The sequence below is a fragment of the Nonomuraea sp. NPDC003754 genome, assembly GCF_053605785.1.
Map to the genome: position 1 here is coordinate 62,936 of NZ_JBSGJX010000036.1, position 14,805 is coordinate 77,740.

Consider the following 14,805-nt stretch of genomic DNA (forward strand, 5'->3'; position numbering starts at 1 on the left):
TCGCCCATGCGACTCGGCGTTCTGGACATAGGCTCCAATACTGTCCATCTGCTCGTGGTGGACGCCCACCGGGGAGCCCGCCCCATCCCGGCCTACTCCCACAAGGAGGAGCTGCGCCTGTCGGAGCACCTGGAGGACGGCGACCGCCTGTCCAGGCGCGGCATCGAGCGGCTGAGCGCGTTCGTGGCCGAGGCGCTGCAGATCGCCGAGGACAAGGGCGTCGAGGACTTCATGGCCTTCGCCACCTCGGCCGTCAGGGAGGCGGCCAACGGCGAGCAGGTCGTCGCCAGGATCAACGCCGAGTGCGGGGTCGACATCGAGGTCCTGTCGGGCAACGAGGAGGCGATGCTGACCTTCCTGGCCGCCCGGCGCTGGTTCGGCTGGTCCTCCGGCAGGCTGCTCACCCTCGACATCGGCGGCGGGTCGCTCGAGATCGCCGGAGGCATGGACGAGGAGCCCGACGTCGCGGTCTCCCTGCCGCTGGGCGCGGGGCGGCTGACCCGCGACTGGTTCACCTCCGACCCGCCCTCGGCCGAGGAGGTGCGCAAGCTGCGCAGGCACGTCCGCGCCGAGATCGCCCGCCGGGTCGGCGACATCGTCAGGTACGGCGGCCCGCACTGTGCCGTGGCCACGTCCAAGACCTTCAAGCAGCTGGCCAGGATCGCCGGCGCCCCGCCCTCCGGCGAGGGGCCCTACGTCTCCCGCTCGCTCACCAGGAGCGACCTGGCCGAGTGGGCGGTCAAGCTGACCAGGATGGACGCCTCGGCACGAGCGGAGCTGCCGGGCGTCTCCGAGGGCCGGGCCGCGCAGCTCGCCGCGGGGGCGATCGTCGCCGACGCGACCATGGACCTGTTCGAGATCGAGAAGCTGATCGTGTGCCCGTGGGCGCTGCGCGAGGGTGTCATCCTGCGCCGCCTCGACCTGCTGCCCGGCCGTTTCGGCTGAAGGAGGCCCTGGCGGCGGGACCGGACGGCCTGAGGGTCATGCCGGAAGCGGCATCTCGCTCGATTGCGGCATTTCACTCGATAGTGGCATGACCCACCCGATCGCGGGCAGCCGCTCCGGCATGGTGTGGACACTGCTCAGCCTCGCCGCCACCCTGGCGATCGTCGTCGGGCTGGTCGCCCTCGCGCTGCTCGCCGTCTCCGTCGTCGTCCTGCTGGCCATCGTCCTCATGGCCGCGGTGTCGGGAAGGGAGCCTCGTTCTCGAAACGTAGCTTCTTCTCCAAACTGACGATCGTGCCGTGCTCCCTGCGCTGGGTGAAGCGCACGTCGTCGGCCAGGGCCCGCATGATCTGCAGGCCGCGGCCGTGCTCGGCGCCGGGGGCCGGATCGCCGACGCTGTGCGGATCGAACCCGGCTCCGGTGTCCACGACCCTGATGACGCAGCGGTCGTGATAGACCCCCGCGCTCACGGTGTACTCGTCGCTCTGCACCGCGTGCCTGATCACGTTGGCACAGGCCTCGCTGAGCATGAGTTCGATGTCTTCTCTGATCGGCCGCACGACATGGAGCGAACGCAGGGTGCCGTCGAGCGTCTGTCTGATCACCGGTACGCTCGCGGCGTCTCTCGGCAGCCGAAGTGCTATGGTCGCCTCCACTGCGCCTCCTCAGACCTCGGGGATCAGACCGACCGCGTCCTCCTGGCCCCTGTCGATGATCATCTGGTTCAGGGTCTCGACGAGTTCCTCCTGGTCGTAGTCGCCGTCAGGCAGCAGGTCGAAGTAGACCATGAGGTCGGCGGGCAACTCGGCGGCCGTCATCCGTTTGGTGATCTCCAGGTGGCTGAGGCGTTCCTGGCCGGTGTAGAAGCCGTCGATGAGCTCCTTGACGCGTGCGATCTCCTCTTTCCCTGTCATGCGATGGCCCGTGCCCCGAGAGCCGCGTCTCAATCGTCGCCGCGGCCCTCGAGGATCTCCAGGGCCACCCTGGTGGCGATCTCGCGGCGCTCGTCCTCGCCGATGTCGTACTGCTGGGTCAGCCACATCCCGGTGTGGAGGGTGAACAGTGCCATCGAACGGCGCAGCCGTACGGCGATGGGGTCGTCGGGGCCGCTGAGCTCCTCGGCCACCGCGATCATCCGCTCGCGCATCGCCATGAGGGTCGGATGGTCGCGCAGCGAGGTCTGGTTGCGCTCGAGGAAACGGCCGAGGTCCTGGTGGCGCGTGCGCCGTAGCTGCTCGGCGTAGCGAAGGATGAGCTCCCTGCGCGTCTCGGCCGTCTTGGGCCGGGTCCGCAGCCAGGCGAGCAGCTCGTCCTGCTCGGCGATCCTGTCCTCGGCCAGACTGGCGACGATGTCGTCCTTGGTCTTGAAGTGGTAGTAGAGGGCCGCCTTGGTGACGCCGAGCTCTTCGGCGATCTCGCGAAGGGAGGTGGCTTCGTAGCCCTGCTCGGTGAAGAGCCTGAGCGCGATCTCCTGGATCTTCGCCCGTGTGTCTTCTCGCATTTCGGTCCAATTTCACTTGACGGCCGGCAAGTAAGACCTTAGCTTAGCGTCTGCTTGCCGGTCGGCAAGTAAGTGGACGTTCTCAATCGGGGAGATTTCCGTGGAGCGACGGCGGGAGGTCATGGCGGTACTGCCGGGCCTGATGCTCGCGATGGTCCTCGCGATGCTGGACAACATGATCGTGGGCACGGCGATGCCCCGCATCGTCGAGGAGCTGGGCGGCCTGACACACCTGTCCTGGGTGGTGACAGCGTACGTGCTCGGCACGACTGTTTCGACGCCCATCTGGGGCAAGGTCGGCGACCTCTACGGCCGCAAGAGCATCTTCATGGCCTCGATCGTGATCTTCATGATCGGCTCGGTGCTGTGCGGCATGGCCGGATCGTCGATGCTGGGCGGACCGGCCGACGGCATGGCCGAGCTGATCGCCTTCCGCGCGATCCAGGGCCTGGGCGCGGGCGGCCTCATGGTCAACGCGATGGCCATCATCGGTGACCTGGTCCCGCCCCGGGAGCGCGGCCAGTACCAGGGCATCATGGCGGGCGTCATGTCCCTCGCCATGATCGCGGGCCCGCTCGTCGGCGGCTTCATCACCGACCACCTCGACTGGCGCTGGGCCTTCTACGTCAACCTGCCCGTCGGCGCCGTCGCCCTGGTCCTGCTGGCCGTGAAGCTCAAGCTGCCCAGGCACCGCACCGAGGCGCGCATCGACTGGCTCGGCGCGGTCCTGCTGTCCATCGGCATCACCGCCCTCGTGCTCATCACCACCTGGGGCGGCAACGAGTACACCTGGGGCTCTCCGCAGATCCTCGGCCTCGCCGCGCTCGCCGTCGTCTCGCTGGCGCTCTTCATCCCCGTCGAGCGGCGCGCCGCCGAGCCGATCATGCCGCTGCAGCTGTTCCGCAACCGCAACTTCACGCTCATCTCGGCGGTCGGCTTCCTGCTCGGCTTCGCGATGTTCGGCGCGATCAACTTCCTGCCGCTCTACCAGCAGACCGTCCAGGGCGCCTCGGCCACCAACTCGGGCCTGCTGCTGCTGCCGATGATGGGAGCGGCGATGGTCGTGTCCCTGTTCGTCGGCAAGGCGATCACCAAGACCGGCCGGTACAAGGCCTACCCCGTGCTCGGCGGGGTGGTGATGGCGCTCGGCATGTTCCTGCTGTCGCTGATGGGCGTCGACACCCCCTCCTGGCAGACCGGCGTCTACATCGCCGTCCTCGGCGTCGGCATGGGCTTCCTCATGCAGACCACGATGCTCATCGCCCAGAACAGCGTCGAGCAGAAGGACCTCGGCGTCTCCAGCAGCGCCTCCACCTTCTTCCGCTCCATCGGCGGCTCGTTCGGCGTCTCCCTGTTCGGCGCCATCTTCAACAACCAGCTGCTGTCCGGGCTGACCGACAGGTTCGGCGCCCAGACGGCCGAGCGGATGGTCGGCGGTGGCGGCCGGATGGACGCCGCCGCCCTCGGCGCGCTGCCGCCGCAGGTGCGCACCGGCTTCCTCGAGACGCTGGCGGGCGCCATCTCGGGCATCTTCTGGTGGGCGATCCTGTTCGCGGTCGTGGTGCCGGTGCTGGCGGTCTTCATCAAGGAGATCCCGCTGCGCGGCGGTCCCGCCGCCACGGAAGAAGCCAAACTCCAGGCCGCCGTCGTCGAGTAGCACCCGGTCGGCGCCGCGCGGCCGGCTGACGGCCGGAGCCCGGCCACGAGCGCCGGGTCCTGGGCCCGCACGAGAGAGCGCGGTCGGTCCGCGGGGCCCGGCCGCGAGCGCCGGGTCCTGGGCCCGCATGAGAGAGCGCGGTCGGTCCGCGGGGCCCGGCCGCGAGCGCCGGGTCCTCGGCCCGCACGAGAGAGCGCGGTCGGCCTGCGCCCGAATGGTGCGGTTCAGTCCCAGGCCGCGGACGCCGGCCGGGGCCTGCCGGGCGGGCCGCGGCTACCGGCGCCGGTCGTCGGCCTGCCGGTGGCGGGTGAGGTCGAGTTGCAGCAGCTCGGTGTCGACCCAGCGGCCGAGCTTGAAGCCGACCCCGGTCAGCCGCCCGGCGGAGACGAACCCGAACGCGCGGTGCAACGCCACCGAAGCCGCGTCACCGGTGTCGGCGATCACCGCCACCACCTGCCGCACCCCCGCCTTCGCGCAGCGCTCCAGCAACTGGCCGAGCAGCGCCCGGCCCAGCCCCTGCCCGGTACGGCCCGGCGCCAGGTAGATCGAGTCCTCCGCGGTGTGCCGGTAGGCGGGCTTGGGCCGCCACTGGCTCGCCAGGGCGTATCCCGCCACCTCGCCGTCCACGTCGGCCACCAGGAACGGCAGGCCCCGCGCGTCGAGATCGCCGAGCCTGCTCTCCCAGAAGGCCGGCTCGGGCGAGATCTCGTCGAAGGTGACGACGCTCGTGGCCACGTAGTGGGCGTAGACGGCGGCCACCGACGGCAGGTCACCTGCGGTGGCGGGGCGGATCAACACGAGCCCAGCCTACTGACCGCCCCGCCCCGGGCCCGCCTCACCCTTCACCCGGCCGCTTCACCCCGGCCGCTTCACCCCGGCCGCTTCACCCCGTGGCCCGGCACCTGGGCCTGCCCCGCCCCGGGCCCGCTTCACCGCGACCCCCTTCCCAGGGATCCTTCGCCACTGGCGTCCCCTCGCCATGTGAGCGGCCCGAGCGCCCGGTCCCGTCGCCGGGGATCACCGGCCTGCGCCGTGGCCGCACAACGTAGCCGCAGGGCCCGCCGCCAGGGCCGATACGTCAGTTCAGGCGGCTGATCAGCAACTCCACGCCGTCGAGGATGCACCGCAGGCCGAAGTCGAGCGCCTGGTCCTTGCCCGCCGGGTCGGCCAGGGCCGCGGACAACGTGGGGAAGCGTTCTTCGCGCCCGGTCAGCATCGCGCCCATGGCATCACCCATCGCCTGCTCGGGGGCGCCGGCCGGGGTCCCCGCGGCCTGCTGCGCGATCATCCGCGCGTGCCCGGCGAGGGTGGCGGCCGTGTCGAGGATCTCCGAGCCGGCCAGCCCGGTACCGGCCAGCGCGGCGGTGGCCTGTTCCAGCCAGCCGAGTTCGTTGGGCCCGAAAGCGCGTGCCCCGACGGTGGCCTCCAATGCCCACGGATGCGCCCGGAACCGGTCGTACATCTGCCGCGCCCACGAGTCGAGCGTCGGCCGCCAGCCGCCGCCGACCGCGGCCGGCGGCGGTGGTTCACCGATCGCCAGATCGACCATCAGCGCGACCAGTTCCACCTTGCCCGGCACGTAGCGGTACAGGGCCATCTTCGTGACGCCGAGCCGCTCGGCGACCCGTTGCATCGTCAGGGCCGCGAGTCCGTCGGCGTCGGCGATCTCGATGCCGGCGGTCGCGATCGTGTCCAGGCTCAGCGTCGGTTTCGGCCCGCGTTTCGGTGCGGCCGGCTGTTCCCACAGCAGCGTGATCGCCGTCGTCTCGGTTGCCATCGGCACTCCCTTGCACCATGCGCTCAACTGTGTCTATCGTACACTGTGTCCAACGGATACAGTTTTTGTGTACAGGAGAGTGCTGTGATCACTTCCGCGCTGCGCGGCCTGCGAGTCCTGATCTCCGGCGCCGGAGTCGCCGGCCCCGCCCTGGCGTACTGGCTGTCCCGGTACGGGGCCGACACCACCGTCGTCGAGATCGCGCCCACGCTGCGCACCTCCGGCTTCGCGGTCGACTTCCGCGGGCCCACCCACCTGGGCGTGCTGTCGAAGATGGGTGTCCTGGACGAACTCCGGGCGCTGCAGACCCACGCGGGCGCGATGCGCTGGGTGGACGAGCACGGCCGCCGGCTGTTCGAGCTGCCCGCCGAGTTCGCCGGAGGTGACATCGAGGTACTCCGCCGTGATCTGTCGCGGGTGTTCTACGAGCGCGGCGTCGAGCGCACCGAGTACCTGTTCGGCGACGCGATCGCCGGCGCGGTGGAGACCGCCGACGGCATCCGGGTCGAGTTCGGCCGGAACGGCTCGCGCACGTTCGACATGATGATCGGCGCTGACGGGCTGCACTCCGGTGTACGCCGCATCGCGTTCGGGCCCGAGCAGAGCTACGTACGGCACCTCGGCTACTACCTGGCCGGCTGGCAGCTGCCCAACGCGTTCGGCGCGGATGCCACGCCCCAGCAGTACAACGTGCCAGGCCGGATGATCGGCGTCTCCGCCGACCAGCGCGACCCGGATCGGGCGGGGGTCTTCGCGGTGTTCGCCTCGCCGCAGCTCGACCACGACTGGCGCGACGTCGAACAGCAGAAGAAGCTCGTCGCCGACGCGTTCACCGGCATGCGCTGGCATGTGCCCCGCCTGCTCGCCGGGCTGCGCGACGCACCGGAGCTGTATTTCGACTCGATCAGCACGGTCCGCGTCCCGGCCTGGTCATCAGGACGTGCCGCGCTGCTCGGCGACGCCGCCTGGGGAGTGACGCTCGGCGGGATGGGCGTGGGCACCGCCGTCGTGGGCGCCTACGTGCTGGCCGGCGAGCTGGCCGCCGCAGGAGGCGATCACCGTGCCGGCTTCGCCGCCTACGAGAACCGCATGCGACCATACGCCGCCCGATGGCAGCGGGGCGCCAACCCCGGAAAGTTCCTCGCCCCGGCCGGCGCCTTCGGGCTGTGGTTCCGCAACGCCCTGTTCAGCACCAGCCTGGCCCAGAAGCTCATGATCAGCAGTACCAAGTCGCTGGCGACCAGCGCCGACCTGCCTGACTACGACTCTCTTGTCGGTGGCCGTGCGTAACGGTACGGCTTCCGCCCTGCCCGGAACCCGGTTCGCGGCAGCGGCTCGACGGCGCGAGCCCGCGGACGGTGCGGACCTGGCAGGGGTCTCCCACCGCCCCCGGTCGGCGCCCTGATCCGCGGGGCGGAAAACCAGAGGCGACCGACCCGGCGAATGTGGACAATCGTCGCCATGGATCGCCACACCGTCCGCCGACCCCGCACGGCCGATGCCCCCGCCGTGCACGAGCTCGTCTCCACCTACGACATCTCGGTCATCGGCCTCCCCGACGTCACACTCGACGACATCGCCGACGAACTCGGCGAGCTCGACACCGAGCGGGACGCCTGGCTGGCCGAGGACGACGCGGGCACGCTGAACGGCTGGGCGTGGATCATCCCCAAGGGCGACAGCGACGAGGCCGACGTCGAGGTGGTCGTCAGGCCGGGAACCGGCGACGGCGTGACGGACGGGCTCTGGTCGGCCGTCATGGAACGCTCCCGGCAGCTGGCCGCCGAGCGCGGCCACGAAGGCCTCACCCTCGACATCGGCGTCTACCGCGCCGACGAGGACAAGCAGGCGCTGGTGAAGGGGCTCGGCTTCGCGCCCGCCACCAGCTTCCACCGGCTCGGCATCGACTTCGACGGACCTGTCGAGGCTCCCGAGCCGCCCGACGGCGTCACCCTTCACCCCGCGCTCACCGACGAGCTCAGGCGCGAGGCGCACCGCATCCACCAGGAGGGCTTCGCCGACCACTTCGGGTTCGTGCCGCTGCCGTACGAGGAGTGGCTGGGCCGCAGGCAGGCCTCGGCGGCCACCGACTGGTCGCAGGTGCTCGTCGCCCGCGTCGACGGCGAGCCCGCCGCGCTGCTGGTGGGCACCAACCACTTCGCCGAGGACGAGAACCGCGGCTACGTCTTCACCCTCGCCACGCTGCCCGCCTTCCGCGGGCGCGGCCTCGGCCGCTTCCTGCTGCGTACGGCTTTCGCCGCCGACGCCGCCCGCGGCCGGAGGGGCACGCTGTTGCAGGTCGACGCCAACAACACCACGCCCGCGCTGGGCCTCTACACCTCCGCGGGCATGCGCCCGGTGCTCGTCATCGACGTCTGGCGCCGCCGCCTCTAGCGACGCCCCGCCGGGGCGCGGCCACGCGGGTGACCGGCACACCCGCCCAACGTGCCCCCCGGGCCCCGGCCCCGGCCTGCTCGCGGGAACGGCCCCCGCACGAGCGGGCATGGCCTCAGTCGCCGCCCGCACGGGCGGCCCGGCCTCAGCCGCCGCCCGCACGAGCGGGCATGGCCTCAGTCGCCGCCCGCACGGGCGGCCCGGCCTCAGCCGCCGCCCGCACGAGCGGGCCCGGCCTCAGCCGCCCAGGGCGCGGATCCGGTGCCGTGCCAGGTGCTCCAGAACCGACTGGTTCGCCTCCCAGCCGTCGGGAAACTTGACCGGCACGCCGAGCTGCACCGACTCGGCCGACGGATGGGCGTCGAGCAGCTCGGAGATGCCCGCTCTCGCCACCACCACGCACGCGTGCCGGTGCCGGGAGGTCAGCACGCACAGCCGTCCGGACTCCAGGTGGAAGGCGGTGGCGTCCCTGCGTCCCGACAGCGGGTGCAGCACCACCGTCACGTCGTACTCCCTGCCCTGCAGCCGGTTGGCGGTGTCGACGGTGATCTCGGGCGGCACGCCGGCGCTCCTGATGGCCGCCACCTGGTCGCGGTGCGCGGCACCGATCGCGACCCGGTCGGCCGTCACCGGCCGCTCGCCCTTCTCCGAGAACGTCACTCCGCCGCGCTCCAGCAGCCTGGTGGCCAGCCGCGCCACCGCCTGCACGGCCTCGCCGTCGGTGCGGACCGTGTGGCGGCTGGGCAGTTCGAGCAGCGACCAGCCCGAGCGCGCCGCCTCCTCCAGCGCGCGGTCGTGCACGGTGCCCATGCCGCCGGTGGTCAGCTCCATCGCCCGCTCGCCGGGCCCGGTGCCCGACCGGAACCCGGTGAACGGGTAGAACGCCTGCGACACCACGGGCGCCGCCGAGGCGGGCAGCCGCCACGACACCGGCAGCCGGTGCACGGGCAGGTCGGGGTTGTGGCGCAGCAGCACCGACACGGCGCTCTGCAGCGGATCCCAGGACAGGCCCGCCCACCTGTCGGCCTCCACGATCGAGAACGGGTCGAGCTGGCCGGGGTCGCCCACGAACAGCGCCCGCTCGAACAGCCCGGCGATGCGCAGCAACTTGTCGGAGCGCATCTGGTAGGCCTCGTCGACGATCGCCCACGGCCAGGTACGGCCGCTGATCCAGGCCCACTTGTCGGCGGTGGCGATCACGACGGCCGGATCGTTGAGGTCCTGGATCCTGGTGCCGACCGTGACGCTCGGGATCTCCAGCAGCCGCAGCGGCGGCACGTAGCCGGAGGCGGACAGCCGGCCGACCGAGAGCTCGGGATGCTTGTCGGCGATGCGCTCGATCAGGTCGTCGACCTGCTCGTTGGTCTGCGCGACGATCATCAGCGGCTCGCCGGTCTCCGCCAGGTGCGCCGCGGCCCGCACGACCAGCGTCGACTTGCCCGCGCCTGGCGGGGAGTCGACGACCACGCCCCGGTGTCTGGGCAGGTCGGCCAGCACGGCCTGGATGACCTCTTCGGGGCTCATGCCCACTCCTCCTGGGCGTCCTCGTCGCTCGGGACGTACTCCTCGGGCGGCCCGCCGTGGGTCCACGGGGTGGCCTCCCTGTCGGGCAGCGCCGCCGAGCCCTGGAAGTCGTCGGTCAGCGAGGTGTAGCAGACCCGCTCGCCCGGCTCGGGCACGGAGCCGGGGGCCGGGGTCTTCCCCCTGCCCATGCCTTTGGTGATCTTCAGGGTGACCAGGCCCTCGTGGACGTCGACCAGCTCGGCGGCCTGGCCGCGGCGATCGGGCGTGCCGAGCGTGGCGCCGGGCGGCAGCCGTACGGGGTCGTCGGTCTTGATCAGGACGACGGGCCGCAGCTTGCGGGAGCGGCCCTCGCCCTCGGTGTGCCCGGGATCGGTCTCGATCACCTCGCCGGCGAACGCCTCGCCGGTCAGGCGGTACTCGGCCATGATCAGCGGATCGTCGTAGGCGCGCTGCACCTCGAAGGCGGCCTGCGCCCGTTCCATCCTGGACAGGCGGGCCGCGGCGGAGACGGCGCCGTCGCGGCGGGCCTGCGGCGGCGCGCCCTCGGCGACCTGCTGGGCCATGACGCTGTAGGAGCCCCTGTCGGCCTCCCACCTGGTCGCCACGCTCGCCCCCGCGGGCAGCGCCCGCAGCAGGTCGACGGCCTGCCACAGCAGCCGCCACGTCGGGGCCAGCTGGGTGCGCAGCGCCTCGGTGACGCGCTCGACGGTGCCTTCGTCGATCGCGGGCGCGAGAACCTCGGCGTCGAAGCCGGGGTCGGTGGCCGGCCCGGCGGGCGGCCAGATCAGCGGGTCCTCCGCCTCCTCGGCGGCCTGCGGCCCGGTCAGTCCCGGCGGCGGAGCGATCCAGCCGATCAGGGCGGCCAGGTTGGCGTCCTCCAGCCCGCTCTGCCCGGTGGCCCAGTGGCGGCCGAGCTCCTCGGTGGCGGCCAGCGTCAGCGACGAGCCCGGGTGCGCGGCCCGCTCGGCGAAGTAGGTCAGCCACCTGCCCAGCAGCGGCACCTCCTCCGGCACCGGATAGGGCCCGTCGGTCCTGCGGAACCTGGTCGAGCGGCCGAGCAGCCTGGTGAACCCCACCCCCGCCGGGTTCGGCAGCAGCAGCTGGGGCGCGTCGAGCGCCCGCTCGTAGGGGTCGGCGTTCCTCTTCTCGACCGTCTCGGTGTGGGCCGCGAAGCTCTCGACGTACGGCAGCAGCACCCCCGCCAGCTCGGCCATGAAGGCGAAGCGCAGATCCCGGTTGCGCGGCTGGGAGACCACCAGCAGCTCGGGGGCGTCGCGGTCGGTGCCGACCAGGGCCGCCAGCGGCGCCGCCGCCTCACCCGACAGCTTGAGCGGGACGAACACCATCGGCCGGTCGCTCACATGGCAGTGGCGCACGGTGGCCGTCGGCTGCGCCACGCCCTCCTTGACCGCCCTCAGCCGGGCCAGCGAGGTGAGGATGCTCACGCCAGGCACTCCCTGCGCAGCCGTTCGGCGTCCCGCAGCAGCCGGGCGATCTCCTCCTGGCCTGGCGCGGGCTCGCGGCGGCCGTCGGCCAGGGCCAGCGCCTCCTCGACCGTCGCCACGCCGCCGAGCTCGTCGCGCACCTGCCGGCCGAGCAGGTCCGACGCACCCTCGAGGCGGGCCTCGTCACGGCAGAAGAAACACAGATCGCAGGTGGACAGGCAGTCGGGCGCGTAGCGGGCGGCCACCTGGTGCAGCGCCTCCGCCAGCTCGGCCGCGGGCCTGGTCGGCACCCCGTCGTCGCCTGGCCGCAGGTCGAAGGTGAGGCCGTCGGGGAGCTCCGCCAGCAGCCGGTCGATCGAGGTCATCCTGGCCAGCTGCCGCTTCAGCACCGCCAGCTGCCTGCGCACGTCGACGAGCGTGGCCATCGGCCGGTTGGCGAAGTTCTCCGGGCAGACGAGCACCACGTCGTGCGCGACCCGCAGCGGATCGTGGCCCAGCTCCTCCAACAGGGTGCGCAGCGCCAGCACGTAGACCGCCGCCTGCCGGGCCGCCGCCGCGACCGCCGCGGGGTCGGCCTGGCCGTCGATCACCGCGAACGACTTGATCTCCACGATGTGGAACTGCCCGCCCTGCTGGAAGGCCACCACGTCGGGCTCGAGGTAGGCGGCGTGGCCCGCGATGTCCAGGCTGAGCAGCGGATGGTCGTACAGCGTGCCCTGCTCCTGCCTGGCCGCCCGGTCGAACAGCGCCCTGGTGTGGGAGTGGCGCAGGTGGGCGCCGACGTTGTGCACGTCCTGGTAGGCGACCTCCTCGATCGGCAGGCTCAGCAGCCCGCGCAGCAGCCGCAGCAGCTCCGCGCAGCCGTCGGCCTTCACCAGCGCCTCGAAGGCGTTGCCCCTGGTGATCGCGAACGGCGACTGCCCGAACGGAGCGGGGAACCCCAGATGCCGCGCCGCCCGGTCCTTGTCGACGCCCGCGCCGTCCATCAGCGCCCTGCGCGCGCAGCCCGGATTGGCGGCCAGCGCGGCGATCGCCCTGGCGTCGTGGGGTTTGGCGGGGGTGGTGCCTCTCAGCGCGTCGAGCCCGTTCACCCGCTCATGCCTCCGCTCTCGTCCCCGGTCGTGCCCGTCTCACGCGCACGCCGTCCTCCTCCGCGGCCGCGCCTGTCTCACGCGCACGCCGCCTTCCTCGCGATCTCGCTCAGCGTAGTGGCGCCGAACAGTTTCGCGGCCTCATCCAGCTGCCGTCCGGCGCGTCCGGCCAGCTCGGCGCGGTCACGCGTGTCGGCCGCCAGGTGGACGGCCAGCTCCGCCTCCGCCGCCCGGACCACCACCGCGGGCTCGGGCCGCTCGAACCCGCCGCCCGCGCCCGGCACGTTGCGCGCCATCCTGGCCAGCAGCCGCCACGCCTTCTCCGACGGCTCGTCCAGCTCGCCGACCCGCGTGGCCACCCGCATGGTGGACCGCAGGAAGTCGACCCGCGGGCTGAGCGGGCCCACGACCCTGCGCTCCTGCGGCCAGGTGCTGACCGCCAGCAGCCCGCGGGCCGGGGTGAGCCGGTCGGTCAGCGCCGCGCACACGTAGTGGGGCCTGCCGTACGGCGAGCGGCGGAAGGTGCGCTCCTCGTCCCGCCTGAGCGTGCTGAGCTGGGAGCTTTTCAGCGGCTCGGCGAAGAACGCCTCGTGGACGCCCACCACCAGCCGCCCGGCGGCCGGCACCTGGAGCAGTGTCAGCGCCGCGTGCACCCGCTCCCGCACCGGCGGGCCCGTCCTGCCCCGCTGACCGGCCGTCTCAGGCTCGGGCGGGCTGCTCACCCGCAGGTCCCACGCCCGCTCCGACTTGCGCAGCTCGCCGCGCAGCTCGCGGGCCAGGGCGAGATCCCTGTCCCGTACGGCGGCGCGGACCCGGGTACGCAGCAGGTCGATGCGGCGCTCCAGGGTGTCGAGGTCGTCGGGCACCGCTCACCGGCCTTCAAGGATCATCAGCACCAGCCCGACGGCGATCATCACGGCGAACAGCGCCGAGGCGGCGGCGTAGCCGCGCGTGGCCGGCTTCCTCGACAGGGCGGTGGGGGACCCGTGCAGGTCACCCGCGGCCACCCCGCCCCAACCCGCCGGATGCCCTAACCCCTGCCCGGGCCCGGTGTGCGCCCCGGCCCATCCACCGACCGGCTGCTTGGCTCCCGCGCCGGGGCCACCCTGGCCCGGCCCGGTGTGCGCGGCCGCCCAGCCCGCCGCCTGTCCCGCGCCCGTGGGTGTCTGCTGCCAGCCCGCCGCCTGTCCGGCCCCGGTGGGTGTCTGCTGCCAGCCGGGCGGCGGCCCTGCCCCCGCGGGCGCGCCCGGCCATCCGGCCTGCGGCCCGCTCGACCCCGCCTCAGGGGATGCGGCGGACCATCCGGCCTGCGGTCCCGAGGGCGCGGCGGACCATCCGGCCTGCGGTCCGCTCGGCCCCGCCTCAGGGGATGCGGCGGACCATCCGGCCTGCGGTCCCGAGGGAGCGGCGGACCATCCGGCCTGCGGCCCGCTCGGCCCTGAAGCGGCGGCGCCCGAGCCGCCCCAAGCGGCCGCGCCGTCACCGCCGCTCCAGCCCGCCGCCTCCGGCCCGTCCCCGAAGAGCACCTCTCCCGGCAGGGCCGCGAGAGCGTCACGGAAGGCCGCGGCCGACGGGGTGCGCTGCGCCGGATCGGTGGCCAGCGCCCGCCGCAACACCTCGGTCAAAGCCGGCGGCACCCCCGGGATCTCGGGCACGGGCTGCCGGTGCAGCGCCATGATCACGGCCAGGTTCGCCACCCCGGACTCGGGGAAGCGCGGCGGCCGCCCCGACAGCAGCGCGTAGAGCGTGGCCGACAGGGAGTACACGTCACCCATCGCGCTCGGCTCGGTCAGCTCGAACGCCTCCGGCGGAGCGTAGGCGGGCGTCAGCGACTCCCGCGTCACCGACACCTCGGCCCCCGGCTCCGGCATGGTCGCCAGCCCGAAGTCGGACAGCACCACGCTGCCGTAACGGTTGATCAGGATGTTGGCCGGCTTGACGTCGCGGTGCAGCACCCCGGCCGCGTGCGCCGCCGCCAGCGCGTCGGCGATCTTGACGCCCACGTCGCGCACCTCGGCCACGGGCAGCAGGCCCGCCCGCAACCGGTCGGCCAGCGACCCGCCGGGGCACAGCTCCAGCACCATGTACGGCCTGCCGTCGCGCAGCACCCCAGCGTCGTAGACGGCCGCCACGTGGGGATGCCCCGACAGCGCGCCCGCCGAGGTCACCTCGCGCATGAACCGCCGCTGGTCCCGCTCGGAGACGAGCACCCTGCTGTCGACCTTGAGCGCCACCTCCCGGCCCACCGCCAGCTGCCTGGCCTGGTAGACGACGCCGAAGCCGCCTTGGCCGAGCAGGCCGAGCACCTCGTAGCCTGGCACCTCGGGCGCCACAGCCCACCTCCGATCGCGGTCCTGGGGCGGCAGACTATCGCCCGCGGCCGACAGATCGAACGGGCCTGGTCGCACGGTGTCAGGCGGCTCCAGGCGGCGTCCCCCGCACGGGATGACTCCAGGCGGCCTGTCCCGCAC

The 14,805-nt window shown here is 72.8% G+C and carries 15 protein-coding genes; 5 read left to right on the top strand and 10 right to left on the bottom strand.

Annotation, left to right across the window (positions count from 1 at the left end; genetic code table 11):
* The first annotated feature begins 6 nt into the window (after positions 1 to 6).
* Both ACWEVS_RS34395 and ACWEVS_RS34400 read left to right on the top strand, forming a co-directional pair.
* Positions 7 to 945: a Ppx/GppA phosphatase family protein gene (locus tag ACWEVS_RS34395; protein ID WP_452417387.1), complete on the top strand. Its 939-nt coding sequence runs from the start codon at positions 7 to 9 to the stop codon at positions 943 to 945.
* Positions 946 to 1,033: 88 nt separating this feature from the next.
* Positions 1,034 to 1,234, top strand: coding sequence for a hypothetical protein (locus ACWEVS_RS34400; protein ID WP_449925242.1), 201 nt, complete (start codon positions 1,034 to 1,036; stop codon positions 1,232 to 1,234).
* Here ACWEVS_RS34400 and ACWEVS_RS34405 read toward each other — a convergent pair.
* The 3 genes from ACWEVS_RS34405 to ACWEVS_RS34415 are packed head-to-tail and all read right to left on the bottom strand — an operon-like array spanning position 1,173 to position 2,446.
* A complete protein-coding gene (locus ACWEVS_RS34405) occupies positions 1,173 to 1,550 on the bottom strand; it encodes an ATP-binding protein (protein ID WP_452554839.1) in 378 nt (125 codons plus the stop codon). The two genes, ACWEVS_RS34400 and ACWEVS_RS34405, sit on opposite strands and share 62 nt — an antisense overlap.
* Before the next feature lie 60 nt (positions 1,551 to 1,610).
* Positions 1,611 to 1,859 (bottom strand): hypothetical protein, encoded by a 249-nt coding sequence (locus ACWEVS_RS34410; RefSeq protein ID WP_354906910.1) that lies wholly within the window; start codon positions 1,857 to 1,859, stop codon positions 1,611 to 1,613.
* A gap of 29 nt (positions 1,860 to 1,888) precedes the next feature.
* On the bottom strand, positions 1,889 to 2,446 hold the full coding sequence (locus ACWEVS_RS34415; RefSeq protein ID WP_449925234.1) for a TetR/AcrR family transcriptional regulator: 558 nt from the start codon (positions 2,444 to 2,446) through the stop codon (positions 1,889 to 1,891).
* 100 nt (positions 2,447 to 2,546) lie between these two features.
* On the opposite strand from ACWEVS_RS34415, the gene ACWEVS_RS34420 reads away from it, so the two are divergent.
* Positions 2,547 to 4,103 carry an MDR family MFS transporter gene (locus ACWEVS_RS34420; protein WP_449925231.1) on the top strand — a complete coding sequence of 519 codons (1,557 nt, stop codon included), beginning with the start codon at positions 2,547 to 2,549 and terminating at the stop codon, positions 4,101 to 4,103.
* Between the two features lie 273 nt (positions 4,104 to 4,376).
* Here the strand turns inward: ACWEVS_RS34420 and ACWEVS_RS34425 are convergent, their stop codons facing one another.
* Positions 4,377 to 4,901, bottom strand: a complete 525-nt coding sequence (locus ACWEVS_RS34425; RefSeq protein WP_449925228.1) for an N-acetyltransferase family protein — start codon at positions 4,899 to 4,901, stop codon at positions 4,377 to 4,379.
* A gap of 280 nt (positions 4,902 to 5,181) precedes the next feature.
* Complete coding sequence (locus ACWEVS_RS34430; RefSeq protein WP_452554842.1) at positions 5,182 to 5,880, bottom strand: TetR/AcrR family transcriptional regulator; 699 nt, start codon at positions 5,878 to 5,880, stop codon at positions 5,182 to 5,184.
* A gap of 84 nt (positions 5,881 to 5,964) precedes the next feature.
* On the opposite strand from ACWEVS_RS34430, the gene ACWEVS_RS34435 reads away from it, so the two are divergent.
* A complete protein-coding gene (locus ACWEVS_RS34435; protein ID WP_354906905.1) occupies positions 5,965 to 7,170 on the top strand; it encodes an FAD-dependent monooxygenase in 1,206 nt (401 codons plus the stop codon).
* 171 nt (positions 7,171 to 7,341) lie between these two features.
* On the top strand, positions 7,342 to 8,274 hold the full coding sequence (locus tag ACWEVS_RS34440) for a GNAT family N-acetyltransferase (RefSeq protein ID WP_449925219.1): 933 nt from the start codon (positions 7,342 to 7,344) through the stop codon (positions 8,272 to 8,274).
* Positions 8,275 to 8,511: 237 nt separating this feature from the next.
* Here ACWEVS_RS34440 and ACWEVS_RS34445 read toward each other — a convergent pair whose 3' ends face one another.
* From ACWEVS_RS34445 to ACWEVS_RS34465, 5 genes are all read right to left on the bottom strand, one after another.
* Positions 8,512 to 9,798 carry an AAA family ATPase gene (locus tag ACWEVS_RS34445; protein WP_354906903.1) on the bottom strand — a complete coding sequence of 429 codons (1,287 nt, stop codon included), beginning with the start codon at positions 9,796 to 9,798 and terminating at the stop codon, positions 8,512 to 8,514.
* A complete protein-coding gene (locus ACWEVS_RS34450) occupies positions 9,795 to 11,243 on the bottom strand; it encodes a hypothetical protein (RefSeq protein WP_452554844.1) in 1,449 nt (482 codons plus the stop codon). Before ACWEVS_RS34450 ends, ACWEVS_RS34445 begins: the two co-directional genes overlap by 4 nt.
* Positions 11,240 to 12,334, bottom strand: a complete 1,095-nt coding sequence (locus tag ACWEVS_RS34455; protein WP_354906901.1) for a hypothetical protein — start codon at positions 12,332 to 12,334, stop codon at positions 11,240 to 11,242. Before ACWEVS_RS34455 ends, ACWEVS_RS34450 begins: the two co-directional genes overlap by 4 nt.
* A gap of 77 nt (positions 12,335 to 12,411) precedes the next feature.
* On the bottom strand, positions 12,412 to 13,200 hold the full coding sequence (locus ACWEVS_RS34460) for a hypothetical protein (RefSeq protein WP_452554846.1): 789 nt from the start codon (positions 13,198 to 13,200) through the stop codon (positions 12,412 to 12,414).
* 3 nt (positions 13,201 to 13,203) lie between these two features.
* The gene (locus tag ACWEVS_RS34465) at positions 13,204 to 14,667 is read right to left on the bottom strand and encodes a protein kinase domain-containing protein (protein WP_452554848.1); all 1,464 of its coding nucleotides are present in this window, start codon (positions 14,665 to 14,667) and stop codon (positions 13,204 to 13,206) included.
* Between the last annotated feature and the right edge of the window lie 138 nt (positions 14,668 to 14,805).

Bases quoted from the DNA above. Each gene is read 5' to 3' on its own strand.
- ACWEVS_RS34395 (WP_452417387.1), top strand. From the start codon at position 7: ATGCGACTCGGCGTTCTGGACATAGGCTCCAATACTGTCCATCTGCTC.
- ACWEVS_RS34400 (WP_449925242.1), top strand. From the start codon at position 1,034: ATGACCCACCCGATCGCGGGCAGCCGCTCCGGCATGGTGTGGACACTG.
- ACWEVS_RS34410 (WP_354906910.1), bottom strand. From the start codon at position 1,859: ATGACAGGGAAAGAGGAGATCGCACGCGTCAAGGAGCTCATCGACGGC.
- ACWEVS_RS34415 (WP_449925234.1), bottom strand. From the start codon at position 2,446: ATGCGAGAAGACACACGGGCGAAGATCCAGGAGATCGCGCTCAGGCTC.
- ACWEVS_RS34430 (WP_452554842.1), bottom strand. From the start codon at position 5,880: ATGGCAACCGAGACGACGGCGATCACGCTGCTGTGGGAACAGCCGGCC.
- ACWEVS_RS34440 (WP_449925219.1), top strand. From the start codon at position 7,342: ATGGATCGCCACACCGTCCGCCGACCCCGCACGGCCGATGCCCCCGCC.
- ACWEVS_RS34445 (WP_354906903.1), bottom strand. From the start codon at position 9,798: ATGAGCCCCGAAGAGGTCATCCAGGCCGTGCTGGCCGACCTGCCCAGA.